General features: G+C 57.5%; 14 protein-coding genes. 11 read left to right on the top strand and 3 right to left on the bottom strand.

Translation table 11 applies throughout. The features are described from left to right. Position 1: 1 nt before the first annotated feature. From MTX78_RS04315 to MTX78_RS04270, 10 genes are all read left to right on the top strand, one after another. Entirely contained in the window at positions 2-742 is a 741-nt protein-coding gene (locus tag MTX78_RS04315; protein WP_243800228.1) for a ferritin-like domain-containing protein, read from the top strand. Positions 743-785: 43 nt separating this feature from the next. Further along, on the top strand, positions 786-1,781 hold the full coding sequence (locus MTX78_RS04310) for a ferritin-like domain-containing protein (protein WP_243800226.1): 996 nt from the start codon (positions 786-788) through the stop codon (positions 1,779-1,781). 189 nt (positions 1,782-1,970) lie between these two features. After that, positions 1,971-2,885 (top strand): isoaspartyl peptidase/L-asparaginase family protein, encoded by a 915-nt coding sequence (locus tag MTX78_RS04305; RefSeq protein ID WP_243800224.1) that lies wholly within the window; start codon positions 1,971-1,973, stop codon positions 2,883-2,885. A gap of 124 nt (positions 2,886-3,009) precedes the next feature. After that, the gene (locus MTX78_RS04300; RefSeq protein WP_243800222.1) at positions 3,010-3,729 is read left to right on the top strand and encodes an endonuclease III domain-containing protein; all 720 of its coding nucleotides are present in this window, start codon (positions 3,010-3,012) and stop codon (positions 3,727-3,729) included. A 163-nt stretch (positions 3,730-3,892) separates the two neighbouring features. Beyond that, on the top strand, positions 3,893-4,093 hold the full coding sequence (locus MTX78_RS04295; protein WP_243800221.1) for a hypothetical protein: 201 nt from the start codon (positions 3,893-3,895) through the stop codon (positions 4,091-4,093). A gap of 91 nt (positions 4,094-4,184) precedes the next feature. Beyond that, positions 4,185-4,463 carry a DUF167 domain-containing protein gene (locus MTX78_RS04290; RefSeq protein ID WP_243800219.1) on the top strand — a complete coding sequence of 93 codons (279 nt, stop codon included), beginning with the start codon at positions 4,185-4,187 and terminating at the stop codon, positions 4,461-4,463. A gap of 174 nt (positions 4,464-4,637) precedes the next feature. Further along, positions 4,638-5,429: a ZIP family metal transporter gene (locus tag MTX78_RS04285; RefSeq protein ID WP_243800217.1), complete on the top strand. Its 792-nt coding sequence runs from the start codon at positions 4,638-4,640 to the stop codon at positions 5,427-5,429. A 235-nt stretch (positions 5,430-5,664) separates the two neighbouring features. After that, positions 5,665-7,041, top strand: a complete 1,377-nt coding sequence (locus tag MTX78_RS04280; protein WP_243800215.1) for an ATP-binding protein — start codon at positions 5,665-5,667, stop codon at positions 7,039-7,041. 18 nt (positions 7,042-7,059) lie between these two features. Then, on the top strand, positions 7,060-8,157 hold the full coding sequence (locus tag MTX78_RS04275) for a tetratricopeptide repeat protein (RefSeq protein ID WP_243800214.1): 1,098 nt from the start codon (positions 7,060-7,062) through the stop codon (positions 8,155-8,157). A gap of 94 nt (positions 8,158-8,251) precedes the next feature. After that, positions 8,252-9,460 carry a tetratricopeptide repeat protein gene (locus MTX78_RS04270; RefSeq protein WP_243800212.1) on the top strand — a complete coding sequence of 403 codons (1,209 nt, stop codon included), beginning with the start codon at positions 8,252-8,254 and terminating at the stop codon, positions 9,458-9,460. Positions 9,461-9,615: 155 nt separating this feature from the next. Here the strand turns inward: MTX78_RS04270 and MTX78_RS04265 are convergent, their stop codons facing one another. The 3 genes from MTX78_RS04265 to MTX78_RS04255 form a co-directional block, all read right to left on the bottom strand. Beyond that, a complete protein-coding gene (locus tag MTX78_RS04265) occupies positions 9,616-10,986 on the bottom strand; it encodes an ammonium transporter (RefSeq protein WP_243800210.1) in 1,371 nt (456 codons plus the stop codon). Between the two features lie 314 nt (positions 10,987-11,300). After that, a complete protein-coding gene (locus MTX78_RS04260) occupies positions 11,301-12,503 on the bottom strand; it encodes a threonine synthase (RefSeq protein WP_243800209.1) in 1,203 nt (400 codons plus the stop codon). A 65-nt stretch (positions 12,504-12,568) separates the two neighbouring features. Further along, positions 12,569-13,474 (bottom strand): LysR family transcriptional regulator, encoded by a 906-nt coding sequence (locus tag MTX78_RS04255; RefSeq protein ID WP_243800207.1) that lies wholly within the window; start codon positions 13,472-13,474, stop codon positions 12,569-12,571. 272 nt (positions 13,475-13,746) lie between these two features. Between MTX78_RS04255 and MTX78_RS04250 the strand changes: the two genes are divergently transcribed. Then, positions 13,747-18,087 carry a DUF2339 domain-containing protein gene (locus MTX78_RS04250; protein WP_243800205.1) on the top strand — a complete coding sequence of 1,447 codons (4,341 nt, stop codon included), beginning with the start codon at positions 13,747-13,749 and terminating at the stop codon, positions 18,085-18,087. Positions 18,088-18,136 lie beyond the last annotated feature (49 nt).

The raw sequence follows: 18,136 nt of genomic DNA, 5'->3' as shown, positions 1-18,136 counted from the left end.
TATGACCAAGCTTCTCCTTCCTCCTGAGCCAGCCGATAAGCTGACTTCCCCAACTTCCCGCCGCTCGTTTCTGCGCTACTCCGGCGCTAGCATGGCTGTTGGCGGCCTCCTGCTAGCTGGCTGCGACGATGACAGCGAAGACAGCAACAACCGTATTGATGTGGGTACCGGCGACACCGGCATTTTGAATTACGCGTACGCTCTAGAGCAGCTGGAAGCTGCTTTCTACGTTCAGGTGAAGGCTGGCCAGTATTATGCCAACGCCTCTGCTGCTGAAAAGCAGATTTTCGATGACTTGGCATTGCACGAGTTGGCCCACGCCAACTTCCTCAAAGCGGCCCTTGGTACTAGCGCCATCAAAGCATTGGAGCCTGACTTCAGCACCATCAATTTCAATGAAAAGAACAGCGTACTGGAAGCAGCTCAAAAGTTTGAAGACTTAGGAGTAGCTGCTTATAACGGTGCTGGACGCTACATTGAATCTGATGTGAACCTATTGCTTGCCGGCAAAATTGTGTCGGTGGAAGCCCGCCATGCGGCTCTCATTCGCGACTTGCGTTCTTATAACAAGTTCGTAGACAACGACGTGGTAGTTCTATTCACCCCTACGTCGGCTACGTCGGCCCCAGGTGTGGGTGAAGGTACAGGCCAGGAGCGGTCGAAGCGGCCTAATCAAGTGGTAGAAGAAGCTAACGTCTACCTGAAAGAAGGCTCTAAGATCAGCGCCAACAGCTTCAACTAATCTGGCCGCGGCTATTCCTCATTGCTAAATCGTCTTTCCTATCATGGATCTATTTAAACTAATCTCCGAAATCGAGCAGGTTGACCCTGAGATATACGGTCGTATCGACACGCGTCGTCGCGTGTTCAAACACTTTGGCTTAGCTGGTAAAGCCGTTACAGCGGCGGTTCTGCCTGGCTTAGTTAGCGGTATTTTTCAGCGGGCTTATGGTCAAGGCACCGCTACCGCGCTTCCTACGCCTGTTCAGGATGTCTTGAATCTGGCTTTGAGCCTCGAGTACCTGGAATATTACTTCTATGACAGTGGCTTGAAGGCCGCGGGTCTGATTCCAGACGCCGACCGCCCGGCTTTCGTAACCATCCGCAACGATGAATCCGGCCACATCAAGGTGCTGCGTGGAGTTCCAGGATTCACCAACATCATTCCAGACCCCACCCGCGCTGCCTTTGACTACAGCGGTGGCCGTGGTACTGGCCTCGGGCCGTTTGCCCCAGCGTTGGTCAACGACTACGCACTATTCTTAGGCTCGTCGCAGGCGTTCGTAGATACAGGGGTTCGTGCTTACAAAGGGGGTGCTCCTGTTTTGAAGCAGAATAAAGACCTATTGGAAGCGGCTCTTAACATTCACTCTGTAGAAGCTCGTCACTCGTCGCACGTGCGCACTGTGCGCCGCGGCCTGTCGGCTGGCCAGAGCGGCCAAGCAGCCACCACCGTAGCCGCCGACTTGAACAACCTGAGCGGCAAAACCGGACGGCCTAAGAGCTGGATTTCTGGCAACGATGGCGGAGGTCCCTCCCCTACTACCAATCCATCAACGGCACCGGTATATGCGGCCGGCAATCCAGCAACTGGTGCTGCTACAGCTATTTTCTATCCTGCTGAAAGCAATACTACGCAGGCAGGTGTGGACATAACCGCCAACACAGCGGGCATAGGAGCAGCGTCGGCTTCCGAAGCCTTCGACGAACCATTGGATCCAGCTTCAGTGAAAAGCATCGCCCGTAATTTCGTGGCGGCTTCTACAGCTCTGTTCTTGTAAGTAGAACAATAGATTAGCGGGTTTCTGCGCACAGAACCGCTTACCAATTTTCCACAGCCTCAGTTCTTGCCCACCATTGTGGCGCGAGGACTGAGGCTGTCTGGTTGATAACCTCAGCAACCTCGACAAGTCTGCTAGAAAACGCATAGTAGAGCGCGGTTGATTTCGACGAAAGCAAACACTGAATATATGCCTACATACGCCATTGTGATACACGGCGGCGCCGTGACCATGAAGCCCGGCCAGCTAGGGCCGGAAGAGGAAGCACACCTGCGGGAAGGACTACGCCACGCCCTACAAACTGGGTGGGAAGTGCTCCACCAAGGCGGCACCGCCCTCGACGCCGTACAGGCAGCCGTTATGAGCCTTGAAAACAACGAGCACTTCAACGCTGGCCGGGGCAGCAGCCTCAACCTGCAAGGCGAGGTGCAGATGGATGCCAGCATCATGGATGGCCGCAACCTCAAAGCCGGCGCTGTGAACAGTGTTCAGTATGTCAAGAACCCCATCCAACTAGCGCGTGCCGTGCTCGACAACAGCCAGCATGTGTATCTGGCCGGCGAAGGCGCTCTGGAATTCGCGCTGCGGCAAGGCCTAGACCTTGCTGCCCCCGAGTACTTCGAAGTTGAAAAAACGCGCAAAGAATGGCTGGAGTTGGTGCAGCAAGAGCAGGCCGAGCCCCAGCAAAAAGACACAGTAGGCGCAGTAGCCCTAGACCAACACGGCAACCTGGCCGTAGCGACCAGCACGGGCGGTATTGAAGGCCAACTCAAGGGCCGCGTTGGCGACAGCCCGGTTATAGGCGGCGGCAGCTATGCCAGCAACGATGCCTGCGCCGCTTCCTGCACCGGCGACGGAGAAGTGATACTGCGCGGAGCACTAGCGCACGAGGTATACGCCCTAGTGAAGTACAAAGGCCTACCCATAGACGAGGCTTGCCGCGCTGCCATCAGCCTGCGCGATGAAGACCTGCAAGGCGACAAAGGCATCATTGCCATCGACCCGCAAGGCAACGTGGCGCTGGAATGCAACTGCAACGTGATGCGCCGGGCTTACCGGGTAGGCGAAGAAGAACCAGTAGTTGCCATCTGGCGCGACGAGTAGTTGGGTGGTGGCTGGTTGATTGTTGTTGATTATCGAGGTCGGACTGTTGCTTGCTGAGTGTCAAAACCATAATGCTTCGGCTAATCAGCAACAACCAGCCACCACCAATCCCGTAGCTACGGGTGTGCCATCTACCAAAACTCCCGATACTACCTTCGACAGCCGCCAGGAAAAGGCGCTGTTAGTGCATGCTCGTTTGTGCGCGGAATACCAGGCGCCATTCCCGTTTTTCAGCACCAAAGATCCGCTGAGCGAGTTGGTTAGTGCGTTGCTTTCGCACCGTACCCGCAACCAGGATTCACATAGGGCCTACCAGCAATTGGTGGCCCGCTTTCCTACTTGGGAATTGGTGCGCGATGCTCCTACCGAAGAAGTGCAGGAAGCCATCAGCCCGTGTACCTGGCCCGAGCAGAAAGCGCCGCGCATTCAGGCGGTTCTGCGTGAAATCAGCGAGCGGTGCGGTGGCCCCTGCGACCTAGCGTTTCTGGCCGATAAGTCGGTAAAGGAAGCGCGAGCCTGGTTGGAATCTATTTCGGGGGTGGGGCCTAAAACCAGCGCGGCCGTGCTGCTTTTCAGCAAGCTGCGCATTCCGGCCATGCCCGTGGATAGCCACCACCACCGCGTGGCGCAACGCCTTGGGTTGATAGGGCCCAAGGTGGGTGAGGGGGCAGCTCACGCGCTGCTGGAAGCCTTGCTGCCACCTGGCTGGGACGCGCAGCAGGTTTATGACCACCACGAGGCCTTTATGTACCACGGCCAGAAGTGCTGCTACTTTCACACCCCCGCCTGTGGCCGGTGCGTCGTGTTGGACCAGTGCCCCTTTGGCCAGGAACGGGTGAAGTGAGCAGCAAAGCAGATCTGATGCCGCAGCTACGCGTGGCGCACTGGTGAGCCGTAGCAGATACCAGCTTGTATCGATAAGACAAAGGCCACCGTATCAAGTGTAGGTGCTGGACTTTTTGTTATTTGCCACCCTCTCCTTTTTTCACCCGCAAGCCCTACTCGTTATGAAACAGACCTATGGCGTACCCGCTTTAATATCCTTCTTCATTCCTGGTCTGGGGCAGTTAGTGAAAGGCCAGATTCTGAAAGCCTTCCTGATTTGGGCGTTAGGTGGCGTGGTAGGTTTCCTACTGGCCTGGACGCTGATAGTACCCTTCCTGATCTGGGCCTGGAACGTGTACGATGCCTACAACGACCCCGCCTAACCGGCTTTTCTAGTATACAACTCCTTACCTCCAGCCCGAGCAGCCGATGTAGCGCACCAGATGCCCTGCGTCGGCTGTTTGTATTGTTCCTGTGCCTGTTTTTCTTCACCTCAAAGCCAAGCCCAACGCTCGCGCCAACCAGTTGCAGGTAAGCCCTGATGGCAGCGTGACGGTACGCCTGCATGCCGCCGCTCAAGATGGCAAAGCCAATGCCTGTTTGCTGGCATACCTCGCGCAGGTGTTTGGCGTCAGCAAATCCAACGTCACGTTGGTTTCCGGCCACACGGCCCCGTTCAAGAAGGTAGCCCTCGAGGCGGTGGATGAGGCCACGCTGCACCGCGTATTGGCGCAATTCCAGGTGGAGCCTTGAAGAAGTTTACTACCAACCGCCGGGCTAGCTATCATCCCGTATGCTCCTCGGTGCCACCTACAAACTTTGGTTCGTTGTAGCGCTATGCCGCAGGAACCGACAACCTGCGCACCGGGCTGCGTATAACTCGCCGGCGTTCAGCTCCTCTGTGGCGCGCAGCTTTCCATTTTGCACATGACATTTCCTACTTGGGTATTAGCTGGTTTTTGGGGACTCGTTTCGGGGTCGGCCCTGTTGGTGGGCGCGGCCCTTGGGTATTTTGCGCAGGTTCCCCAACGGCTAATTGCCGCTATTATGGCGTTTGGCAGCGGCGTCTTGATTTCCACCCTCTCACTGGAGCTTATGGAAGAAGCCTACGAGAAGGGTGGGCTTAATTCCACGGCGGCGGGCTTCGTTGGAGGCGCGGCCGTGTACACGCTTGCCAACTGGCTGCTGGCCCGTTCTGGCGCCAAGCACCGCAAACGCTCCGGCCAAGAGCAAGCGCAGGAACGGTCTTCTGTGCAGCAAAACAACGCCAAGGACGGTGCCGAGGCCGACAACGGCATGGCGCTGGCCATTGGCGCGCTGCTTGATGGCATTCCGGAAAGTATTGTCATTGGCTTAAGCATGCTAGCCGGTGGCAAGGTGAGCATGGTAGCGGTGGTAGCTATCTTTCTTTCCAACCTGCCTGAAGGCTTGTCGAGTGCAGCGGGCATGAAAAAGGCCGGTCACTCGGCGCGCTATGTGCTGCTGCTCTGGGCCGGTATTGCGCTGATATCGGGCGTGGCCTCCTTGATAGGCTACACGTTGTTTAGCGGCTTCTCCAACGAAGTAATAGCAGCTACCATGGCCGTGTCGGCCGGCGCGGTGCTGGCCATGATAGCCGACACCATGATACCGGAAGCCTTCGAGGAAGCACACAATTTCACGGGCCTGATTACGGTGCTCGGCTTCCTGGTTTCTTTCTTCCTTAGCAAGATGGGCTGAGGGCTTCTGCAACAGCAGCCTGTAGCTCACCAAACCGATATAGTGTGCAATAATGCCCTAGCCTCCCGGCAAGCGTGGTACTATACAACCGGGCACGCACGCAAGCGTAAGGCGTAAAATAGTACGGGGTGGCTGGCGTTCGTTATCCTTGAAATCCTCAACTTTGACACCATTGTGTTCGAAGCCCCGGCTTTCACTGTTTATTACGTTACATCTGCTCATCAGCAAGCACTTAATGGCTATACCACCCGATCCGTCTGCTATTCAACCTTTGCTGGATGCATTGGCTTTTTCACCCGATAATCTACCTCTGCGCAAACATGTGGGCACCTTGCTCTTCGAGGCCGGCCGGCTGGCTGAGGCAGAAGACTTATACCGCACTGGGTTGCGCCACACCCCTATCGATGCAGACTTGCAGCTGGGTTTAGCCAAAACCTACGCTGGCCTAAACAAGACGTCGGCGGCGTTTGTGGTGGTGGAAGAACTACTGGCTTCCTATCCGGACCACGCCCGGGCGCATTTGCTGCATGCCCACCTTCTAGCCAGCACCAACCAGCTGGTAGCGGCCCGCGAAGCCTACGAAACCGCTCTGCAGCACAACCCTACGCTAGAGGATACCGAGCTAAACAGCAAACTGCGCGAACGGGCACCCGCTCAACCCGCACAGGGTGGCCCACCCATAGCCGCCCCATTTGCCGGCCCGCCCGTCACGGATGAGCAGGCCCTGTTTGGTGGCCTGGAAAAGCCGAAAATCAATTTCTCGGATGTGGGCGGTATGGAAGCCCTCAAAGAAGAAATTCGTTTGAAGATCATTCATCCGCTGCAATTTCCCGACCTCTACAAAGCCTACGGCAAATCCACCGGGGGCGGGTTGCTGCTCTATGGCCCGCCTGGCTGCGGCAAAACCTACTTGGCTCGGGCCACGGCCGGCGAAGTGCAAGCCTCGTTTATCCACGTCGGCATCAACGATATTTTGGATATGTGGCTGGGCAGCAGTGAGCGAAACCTGCACCAACTGTTCGAGCAAGCTCGTTTGCAAGCGCCCTGCGTCCTGTTTTTCGATGAAGTAGACGCCCTAGCGGCCAACCGCCACGACCTGCGCCAGAGTGCCGGACGCACGGTTATCAACCAGTTTCTGGCCGAGCTAGACGGCGCCACTTCCTCCAACGACGGCGTACTGGTCTTGGCGGCCACCAATGCCCCCTGGCACCTCGACTCCGCCTTCCGCCGCCCCGGCCGCTTCGACCGGATTCTGCTGGTCACCCCGCCCGACGAGGCCGCCCGCGCCGCGGTGTTGGAAGTGCTGCTGCGCGGCAAACCAGTGGGGCCTTCCGTGAACCTGCGCAAGCTAGCAACCCAAACGGCCGGCTACTCTGGCGCCGACCTGCAAGCCGTGGTGGATGTGGCCGTAGAAAACCGCCTGCGCGAATCAATGAAGGCTGGCAAGCCCCTGCCGCTGGAGCACGCCACCCTAACCGATGCCGCCGGCAAAGTGCGCGCCAGCACCCGCGAGTGGTTTGCGACGGCCAAGAACTACGCGCTATACTCCAACGAGGGCGGCGTGTACGACGGCATCTTGGTGTACTTGGGTATCAAGAAGCCGTCGGCGTAGCCAGCACGTTGTATGAATATGGAGACTATCCGCACCAACCGGTGGCAGGAAGCGGTGCGGCAATTGCTGGCTGTACGTCGTCCGGCGCAGGCAGAGCAATTGGTACGTCGGCGCTTAGCAACGCATCCGCAAGATGCTGAAGTATATGAGCAGCTAGCACTGACGCTACTGAATCAACCAGGGCGCCTACATGAAGCTTTAGAAGTTGTTCATCAAGCTATTGCGCTTAATCCTGAGAGTAGTGATGCTCATTACTTTCACAGTATAGCTCGACTACGTAATTCGCAGACTCATGAAGCCTTGCAGGCTATAAATGAGGCTTTGCGCCTTCATAGCCACAGCGCCCAGTATTTTGGATACAAGGCGGTGATTTTGAATAGCCTGCAGCAACCAGAAGAGGCGCTACAGGCAGCTAAGTCAGGCTTGTTTATCAACCCAGGCCATTTGGAATGTCTGTATCAGCGAGTACAGGCGTTCAGGCAATTAAATAAATCAACAGCTGCTGCTGCTACCATCAAGGAAGTGGCACGCTGGCATCCTAACGCAGCGGTTACGCATCGCCTGTTAGCAGAAGAAGCATACGACCAAGATGAATTTCCGATAGGGGAAATGCATGTTCGGGAGGCTATCCGCCTTGAACCAACAAATTCCCGTTGCCAAAGACTTCTCCTCCTGATTTTACTTCAGCGTGGGCACAAAGCAATCAGTCAAACAGATATTGCTGCCGCCAGAACCTTTTTTCTGGAAGCCTGGCAACTGGACCCAGCTAATGTTACAGCCCGCAAAGGCATTGAGCGAACAACTAAAGCTAGCTTACAACTGCATCGGCAATGGCGCCGCTGCGATGCTTGGCTGGATGGGTTGAAATATCGTAACGGCTGGCATCAGGTATGGGCGTGGCCCCTGCTTTTGGTATTGGCCGTGCTGATTGCTTATCTGTGCCTACCGATCCTGGCTTTGCGCATCTATATAGCAGTGCAGTGGCGACGCCACCCTGACGTTCGACTAATACGCTGCTACCCTTTCTCAGCTGTAGCAGGCTGGAAATTATTGGTAGCAGTACTGGCTGGAGTTAGCGCAATGTCTTTATGTGTTTGGCTGGTCTTCTACTTGTAAGCCATTACGCATTGCATAGCACACTCCTTATGCCTGTGGCCTTTCCAGCTGCTAAGTCAACACTTTCTATCTCTACCTGACACGTCGTTTTTATATGGAACAACCTACTTGGCCCGACCGAATCTTGCTGCTGCTGCGCCAAGGGCGGGCCGCGCAAGCCGAGCAGGAATTGCGCCGCGCATTGCAGGAAGACCCTGACAACCCGCTAGCACACGCCTGGCTAGGTATGGCTCTCCTCGACCTCAACCAACCCGTGCAGGGGCAGCAGGAAATTGAAACGGCCATCGGGCTAGCGCCGGAATACGACTTTGCGCACTACCTGCTTGGCCTAGCCCATCAGCGGCAGCAACGCTTGCCGGAAGCGCAAAAAGCCATTGAGCAAGCCCTCGCCCTCGACCCCACCGATCCTACCTACCACCATATGCTGGGTCAGATTCGGTTTCAGCGGGCCCAGTGGGAAGGCGCGCTGCGGGCCGCCGAAGCGGGCCTTTACTACGATGCCGAACACGTTGACTGCCTGAGCTTGCGGGCGCGCTGCCTAGCTCGCCTTGGCCGCGCCACCGATGCCGCCGACTCCCTGCAACAAGCCCTCCGCCACGACCCCGACGATGCCGGCACCCACGCCGACGCGGGTTGGGTAGCATTGGAGGCCGGCCAGCACAAACTGGCACTCAGCCACTTCCGCGACGCCCTGCGCCTGCGGCCAACTTCTGAATATGCCCGCGAGGGGCTGGTAGAAGCGTTGAAGGCTCGTTATTGGGTGTACCGCACCTTCCTACGTTTCAGCGTCTGGACCCAAAGCCTGGGCGACGGCACGCGCCGCTTGATGTTCTTTGGCATCTACGTGTTGGTGCGTTTTGTGCCGTTGTTGCTGCCCCTCTACTTGCCATTGGTATTCATGAGTTGGTTTGCCGATCCTATTTTCAACGGTTTGCTACAACTCAACTCCTACGGCCGCCACGCCCTGTCTGAAGCCCAGCGCCGACAGGCCTTAGTGTTTATGGGCGTTGTGGCAACGGCCATTATCCTGCTTGTTGGGGCTGCCTTGGTGCCCGTTGCGTGGTCGGCTGTGCTTGGCGGAGCGCTATTGGCCGCGCTGTTTCCCCTCATGGTAGCGTTGCGGCCCGGTGTGGCTGGGCGGCAGCGGCAATGGGCGATAGCAGCCGCAGTGGCCTTGCTGGTGCTAGGAGTAGCCGGAACCGTATTGAGCGTAGCACAGCCCGATGGGGAGCTATACAAAGGCGTTATGGGTCTGCTGTTTATTATCTGGTTAGTCTTTATTTGGGGCACGGCGCTGAGCTGACAGCCGGTAGCGCGCAGGACAGCTCGCTCTCACAAATTCCTGTTGAATTAGACATGAAAAAGCCGTCAGATCCCCCCTCCGACGGCTTTTTCTCTCCCCCCTACTCACTTGCTTTTAGGCATCTGTTTGCAACAGGGTGCCACCAGTCAAGTGTACTACACGCTCTCCTTCGCAACTTCTTTGCGGTAGGTGCGCTCAAAGTCTTCATCTACATGGTACGTTGATTCCTCGTGCTGGCTCAGGTCGAGGCCCAACGCTTCTTCCTGCAGCTTCACTCGCAGGCCGAAGAACCGGTCGGTTAGCTTAAGCAGGATCCAGGAGCCCACAAACGAGTACGCTACGACAATCACAAGGCCCAGCACGTGGTAGCCGAACACGGTGGCGGTGCCATGAATGAGACCCACTTTGTCGGCAAACACTCCGGTGAGGAGCATGCCCACAATGCCGCCCAGCCCGTGGCACGGAAACACGTCCAGCGTATCGTCGATAGTGGTGCGGCTGTTCTGCCAGTGCACCGCTACGTTGCTGATTAGAGCAGCCACCACCCCAATCAGTAAGCTCTGACCGTAGGTTACGTAGCCAGCGGCGGGCGTAATGGCCACCAATCCAACCACCGCTCCGATGCAAGCGCCCATGGCGCTCGGCTTACCGCCGCGCACTACATCGGCCAGCATCCAGGCTACCAGAGCCGCCGCCGAAGCTAGGTTCGTATTTACGAAAGCCGTTACCGCTAGCTCGTTGGCTCCGAGGGCAGAACCCGCGTTGAAACCAAACCAACCAAACCACAGCAAGCCCGTGCCCAAGAGTACGTACGGCACGTTGGGGGTTGAAAATACCGTGTTGGTGAGGTGCGTGGCCCGACGGCCCAGCACGGTAGCGCCCGCCAAAGCGGCAATACCCGCGGAAATATGCACCACTGTACCGCCCGCAAAATCAAGCACGCCCCACTTGCGCAGGAAACCTTCCGGATGCCAGGTCCAGTGGGCCAGCGGGCAGTAGATGAATAAGCAGAACAACACCATAAAGACCAAGTAGCCTTTGAAGCGCACCCGCTCGGCAAACGAGCCCGTAATCAGGGCCGGGGTGATGATGGCAAACTTCAGCTGAAATGCGAAGAAGAGGATGAACGGAATGGTAGGCGACAACAGCGGATGCGGTGCGGTGCCCACGTTGCGCAGCATAACAAAGGTGAACGGGTTGCCGATGATGCCGCGCCAAGAATCGCCGTAGCACAGCGAGAAACCCACGAAGTAGAAGACAATGGATATGACGCCCAAAGCCACGAAGCTTTGGAGCATGGTGCTGATGACGTTTTTGGGTCGAACCATTCCGCCGTAGAAAAACGACAACCCGGGCGTCATAATCAGAACGAAGGCGGTAGCCGTAAGCATCCAAGCCACGTCGGCGGCATTGATGGAACCCGGCGCTGCCGCAGGATGTGCCACGTCGACAAAAGCCGAAACCAAGGTTAGGACAACCAATAATATCAGGGAGTACAGACTTAGGTTGTTTGTTCGCTTGGACACAGAATTCATAGCCAAAAGTTGAGGTACGCCTTATTTTCTATGGCCAAAATAGGCAAACACTATCTAATCACTAGCATACACCCCTAATTTTTATCCCCTAAACTGAAATTTACCTTACTTATCAGTCCAACCTCCCTCGAAACGCATACCATATCGATAAAGTGTAACCACTAGAGAGTTCTGTATTCGTTAAGCACAGTAGTGCAGAAAGCCTTTGCCGAATTATGCCATCAGTTCAATGATGACACAACTCAACAAAGGCTTTCTGCACTACTGTGCTTGCTTGGATAGTTGTCCAGCCAAGCTATTCCGTGCTATTCTTTATACCGGCCTTCCACGTTGTCCATGTACTTCTGGCCGGAGCCGGTGTTCAAGAGTAGTATCTGCTCTTCGGGTTTCAGCCAGCCGGTTTCAAGCAACTGGCGGGCTGCCATCCAAACGGCTCCACCCTCGGGAGCTACAAACAGGCCTTCTAGCTGTGCTAGTTCCCGCATGCCTTCCAGCATCTGCTCGTCGGTGATGCTGATGGCAGTTCCTTTCGATTCGTCTAGCACTTGCAGCATCAGTTGCTCACCGAGGGGGCGGGGCACGGCGAGGCCATTGGCAATGGTGGGCTGGCCGACATACTCGTGGCAGTTGGGCTGATGACCGGCGCGAGTTTCCACCAGGGGGCAGCAGTTGGCGGCCTGCACGGCTACCATGCGCGGTAGTTTAGCATCGGCGGGGAGCCAACCGAGGGTTTGCATTTCGCGGAAGGCTTTCCAGATGCCGATGAGGCCGGTGCCACCGCCAGCGGGGTAAAGCAGTACGTCGGGCAGTTGCCAGTCGAGTTGTTCGGCTAGCTCGTAGCCCATGGTTTTCTTGCCTTCGAGCCGATAGGGTTCTTTCAGCGTCGATACATCGAGCAATTCCCCGTTGGCGTTCAGTTCCCGGACGCGGGCGGCGCAGTCGTTGATGAGGCCATCGACGAGGTGTACTTCGGCACCGTACCAGTAGCATTCCTCTTTGAAGGCCTTGGGGGTGTGGCGGGGCATCACCACCACGGCCCGTAAGCCAGCGCGGGCGCAGTAGGCTGCCATGGCTACCCCGGCGTTGCCGGCCGTTGGGATGATGCAGCCAGTGGCACCTAGCTCCTTGGCTTTGGAAACAGCCATGCTCAGGCCGCGGGCCTTGAAGGAACCTGTGGGGTTTTGTCCTTCGTCTTTGAGGCGCAAATCGTGCAGGCTATAGCGGGCACCGAGGCGTTGCATTTCCAGAAGTGGGGTCCAGCCTTCGCCGAGGCTTACTTTGTGCGCATCGTCGAAAAGCGGCAGCAGGGAGCGGTAACGCCACATCGAGTTTTCGGCGGTGTTTATGCCCGCAGTGCGCGGCAAGGGCTCAGTTAAGTGGTAGGAAGCCAGCAGAGGTTGCCCACAGCATTCCGAAACGCGCTGCATGGTAAAAGCCGAGTAGGCAGTGTGACAGGCGGCGCAGTGCAGTTCGTGCAGCCGCGTGGGGGTATCGAGGAGAGTTTTCATAGCGCTGATTTCTACGCAAACCTCCTCTGTTGCTATTCCATTTACAAACGGCTATTTGGAATAGGCTATTCCTTTTTGGAATAGTAGCGCCGCGTGAACTGCACGAAGCTTTTGTAGGGCATATTGTTTTCGGTGCCCTTGCGCTGTACAAAGTCGAAATGCCGCACCAGGTTCAGGTCGCGGATGCGCACCACCTGCAACTCCCCCGACTCCAGCTCTTTCAGCACTGCCTGCCGTGGCAGAAATGCCAGACAGGTATCAACCCGCACGAAGTTTTTCAGGGCTTCGGTACCGCCAAGCCGCACTTTCACTGGCAAGTCGGTGAGCTTGATGTGGTGCGCCGCCAACGCCTCTTCCAGCACCGCTAGCGTACCAGAACCCGTTTCACGCAACGCAACGGGCACGGTTAGTAGCTCGCGGGCCGTGAGTTCTTGCTTGTAAATGGGGTTGCGAGTGGAGCACACTGCTACTACCTCGTCGGTGAGCAAGGGCGTGTAAGTAACGTTGCTGACTTTGTGGATGCCCTCGATGATGCCAAGGTCGATTTCGTGTTCGAGCAGCGCCTTAAGAATGTTTTCGCTGTTGCGGTTTTTGAGGGTGAGTTGGGTGTTGGGGTACTTACCTAGGTAGGCGGAAAGCACTGGCGGAATAACGTACAGCGAAATGGTGGTGCTGGCCCCAATCACCATGCGCACCTGCGGCGAGAAGTCGTTGCTGAGAGCCGTAAACTCTTGGTGCAGCTCGTGTTGCAGCTGTTTGGCCAGCAGTAGCTTGCTATACAGCAATTCGCCGGCCGGCGTGAGCACCACGCTGTTGCCGAGTCGCTCGAACAGGCCAGTCTTGTAATACTCTTCCAGCGCCTTCACTTGCTTGCTCACCGCCGATTGGCTCAGAAACAAGGTCTGTCCGGCCTTGGTGAAGCTGAGTTGTCGGGCTACTTCCAGGAAGATTTCGTGCGGGTGGGAAAGCATAAAGAAAACGAGAGGCCAGGGAGGGCAGCAAGGTACGAACCCGACTCATGTACTATGCCCTCAGAGCCGTTGAAAGGGCTTATCAGAAAAATATGTATAAAATTTTGTCATTTACTTGATCATTATACAAAGACTATTTTGTATGTTCCGGTCCCTATGCTATTGCGGGCTACTGGCGGTGGCTTCTATAAGTTACCAGCCGCGCCGGGCCCGCGCTATTATCGGCTGCTTGACGGCAGCCAGTTCGTGTTTTATCCTTAACCATTACCTGTATGGAAACTGGCCTACTGATGCTGGTCGCCGTTGTGGGCGTCCTGCTGTACCAGGATGTATCAAAGCGTGTGCGGGAGTTGACCCAACGCCTGCAAAAGCGCGAAGACGAACACCTTGCTTTATCGGTGACCGTTGAGCGTTTGCGCCAAGAGCTGCAAAAGCTTCACTCCCAACCACCACAAGAGCCCGCCCCGGCACCACCGGCACCGGCGCCAATCGTGGCGCCACCCCCACCGACACTGGAGTGGTATAAGTCGGCAGCTCCTGCCGTGGCCACCACTCCGCCTCCACCAACGGCTGCACCGCCTGTTCAGGCACCGGCCAAAGCAGAGCCTACTGATATGGCTCCAGCGGCACCACAAGCAGCACCCGCTGTACCAGCGCCACCTGTTGCACCTGCCGCCGCTGATACGGCTACCACAACTTCTCCACCTATCAAACCTCAGCCGGTTGAAAAGCCGGTTCCGGCGCCTCCCACTCCCGCTTCCCTGACGGCTACTCCAGCCCCAACGCCCGCCCCGCGGCCACTGCCCGCGCCCGCACTGCGTCCTGCTCCCCGGTCCATTCCAGCTCCTGCGGCAGTTGTACCAACTAACCCAACCTGGTGGAACCGGGCCGAACAACTGCTTCTCGACAACTGGACCGGCATACTAGGTGCCGTGGTCCTCGTGACAGGCATTGGCTTCCTGGGCGTGTACACGGCATTGCGCGTTAGTGCGCCAGTGCGCTTCGGCATGATTACCACTTTTGCGGCGGCGCTGCTGGCCATGCATTATTACCTGCGGGCAAAGCCCTTTGCGGCACAGCTGCACGTGTGGCTGCAAAGCAGTGCGGCAGCGGTGTTTCTGTTTGCTTGCGTGGGTGCCGTGAGTGTACCGGGGCTGCAATGGGTTGACCCGCCGTTTAGCTACCTCTTGCTACTAGTGGGCGTGGCCGCCAATCTGTGGTTGGCCTGGGACGCTAGCCGCGAATCGGTGGCCACGCTGCACGGGGTGCTGAGTTTGGTGGCGTTGGCGGTGCTGCCGCACACGCTACTCACGCTGGCTGCCGCGGCGGGCGTCACGGCATTTAGCATCGTCATTACGTACCGCCAGCGCTGGCGGTACCAGCTGCTGCTTAGCATTCTCAGCTTTTTCGTGTTTCATCAATACTGGCACTACTTGCTGGTTGCAGATGCGCCACCCTCTAATTCTGTACGCTTAGGCGCCATGGGCTTGGTATTGCTGGTAGGAGTAGCCGCGGCCGTGGTGCAATACCGGAAGGTGTACGCCAGCGTGCGTTTCGATGCTTTGCTGTTTGCGGCCCACCTACTGAACTGGACTTGCCTGGGCATCAACCTCTATCAGTACAGCACCGGCTCGCCCTGGAAAACAGTGCCCTTAGGGCTGGGCGCGCTGCTCACATTCTGGGTAGCCCGGCAGGCCCGGCAACTCGGTATTCAGTGGCTGTTCCGCACCGACAGCATTATCTCGCTGGTTCTAGCTTTGTTTACGGCCTTCTCGTTGCAAGGCTGGCACGCTACGGGCACGCTCGTGCTGCTCTTTATGCTGCTCGAAACGTTGCTGGTTGCCTTCATCATGGCCCGAGAGCGGGAAGTAGTGGTGTTTCAGGTAGCCGCGGCAGGTGCTTTGTTGGCGAGTTTGGGGCTGTTGGTGCTCAATATCGCGCAAATCACTTCTTACACCTCCGCAGAATTGCACCGCAACGCCGGCCTGCTAGTACTGGCTGGTTTGCTAGGCGCCGGCTATTTCCAACTTGTGCAGCGCCAAACCCTGCTCAACGACGCAGAAGAGCCAAGCGGACAAGAGCTGTACCGTGGCTTCGGCGCGATGGTGGGCGCGTTGTATCTGGGTGGTGCGGCTTTGCTGGTACAAGCTCTTTTCGGCGTCCCGAATCCGCCGGAAACGGGGCTGTTGAGTGGCGCTGTTGCGGCCGCGGGCGCGCTTTTCGGGGTGGCGTGGTGGCTACGCTCAATTAAAGGCTGGTTCCGCACCATGCACTTGCTATGCGGTCAGGTGCTGTTGGTGGTAGCTATTTTAGGGCTACACAAGGCCGGACTGGTGTGGCCGGCAGTGGCAGTGGTGCTGTACTTGGAAAGCTTGCTGTTGGCGGGCGTATTGGGCAAAGCCAACGAACCACCGGCTTACCGTGTGCTGCTGGTTGCCACGGTGCTGAGTGGCGGCTGGCTGTTGCTGGCGTCTACTACGCTGGTCCTACAGTTGTCGGGCCCCGAGCTGCACCGCAACGCGCTGCTCCTGCTGCTGGCCGCTTTCAGCAGTTCCGTGGCTTTGCACCTGACGGGGCGTTTATCGCAGCTTGCCGCACTGCTGTTTGAACCCAACGACCGAAGCCTGCACACCGGACTACGGGTACTAACTGGCTTGTTGTACTTAGGAGGCGGCCTGCTGCTCACGCAGGCGTTGTTTGGCATCAGCAACGCCCCTGTGGCCGCCCTAATTGGCGGCTTGGCCGCTACCGCGGGCGGGCTATTTGGGCTGGCCTGGTGGATGCGGGGTAATCCGGGCTGGTTCCGGCCGCTGCACTTGCTGCTAGGTCAGTTGCTGCTAGCATTAGCTGTGTTGGGTTTGCACGAAGCCGGTCTTTCGTGGCCTACTACGCTCACGCTGCTTTACGTTGAAACCCTAGTGCTGGCGTTGCTGCTGGCCTGGTATCAGGAGTGGCCGTTGTACCGCGTTTTGGTTTACGCTTCGTTGGTGCTGGCCGTGGCGCTGGCCCCGCTCGTGTACCGCACCAGTTCCGGCCTGCTCCCCGATACACTACGCGCCTTGCTACTGGCAGCTGCGGCACTGACTACCGTTGCTACGCAGGCGCTGTTGCACCGCCGCGGCGCGCTCGTATTCGATGCCGTACCGCTTTCTTATAACTCGCTGTACAGGCTGCGCCTACTCGGCACGTTGGCGGGTTGGCTGCTGCTGGCAGCGGGCGGCTTGGTGTACGAGCACACTTGGGCGGGTTGGGTTGTAGTTGGCTTGGGTGGGATACTGCTTGTACTCCGGCACTATATCACCATACCGGGCCTATGGTTAGGTTTATTGTTACTGGCCGTCGGCTATCAGGGCTTGCAATGGAGCCAGGTGCTCCCGGTTCAGCAAGCTTACGAACCTCTATCGGTGCTAGGGTATCTGCTGCCACTACTGGCTTTGTCAGGGGTGGGCTTGTTCTGCTCGTGGTGGGAAGGCAGGCAGCAGCACGTACGCTGGCCGTGGCTGTACCTGCTCGGGTTGCACGCCACGCTGGCCGTTTGGGTGGCCTTCGCGCCGCGTACCGAAGCCGTGCCCGTACTTCTGTGGGTGGTGCTGGCCGCTGTAGCAGCAATGGCCGCGCACCTACTACGCCAACAACTGACCACAACTGAAACCCTAACGCGGCACGGCCACCCCGACCGATTCCTGCTGCACCTTACCTATGGGTTGCTCACACTGGCACTGGTTAGCCACCTCAACTTGCTGGCGGCTTCTTCTACCGACCTGCTGCTAGGCTTTCCGGCTCGTCGCTTTACGGCCGCCGCGCTGCTACTGGTGCTAGCGGGTCTTGCGTGGCAGCGTCCATCAACTACCGGTCCGGTATATCGTTCCACTCAATACGTGCAGCCCTTGCTTCCTGAATTGACGCTGCTCTTTTTCACGTTTACGCTGTGGCGCGAAGTGCAACTGGAATGGGAAGCTTTGCTGTGGATACTGCTGGCCTTTGCGCTGACATTGGGTGCCCATTACCTACCCCACCGCCTGCGCCGAGTGCAGGTGTACGGGGTGTTCTTCTTCGCAGCTTCCGTGCTCTGGAGTAGCTACGTAGCCCTTACTGCCATTGCGCCTGGCCAGCTCTTGACAGCTCCCTGGCTGGCCGCGGCTAGCACCGTCGTTTTGCTGTTCACGTATGCCGCTGTGGTCTTCAATCAGCCAGTTCTTGCCACCGAAGACGCGTATTGGCCGCCGTGGTTGGCGCCTTTGGCCAAGCTTGGGCAACTACCACTGCCGGTCAAGGTCCCCCTGCTGCTGTATCCAGCGTTCCTGGCGCTTATGCTGCTGTTGGTTCAGTCCTTCGACCGGTCTGTGCTGACGGTTCTGCTGATGGTAGAAGTTATGGGCGCATTCATCAGTAGCCTGCTGTTGCGCCGGCAAGACCTGCGCTATGCCTCGCTGGTTGGCATGGTTGTTTGCTTTATTCGGCTCATATCCTACGATTTAAGCCAGAGCAACACCATCACCCGCGCCATCGTCTTCATCTTGATGGGTTTGTTGCTGCTCGCTATGAATGCCCTGTACGCCCGCTTCAAAGGCCGGTTTGCGCCAGCCGCCGATGCAGAAGAAGAGCTAGAGTAGGTAGCTCAGATAAATAGGTAAGTAAAAAACTAGGTCCCCACCTCAGATG

It is taken from the genome of Hymenobacter tibetensis (genome assembly GCF_022827545.1).
Classification (GTDB): domain Bacteria; phylum Bacteroidota; class Bacteroidia; order Cytophagales; family Hymenobacteraceae; genus Hymenobacter; species Hymenobacter tibetensis.
The sequence above is the reverse complement of the archived record's forward strand: the minus strand, read 5'-3'. Positions and strand labels throughout refer to the sequence as shown.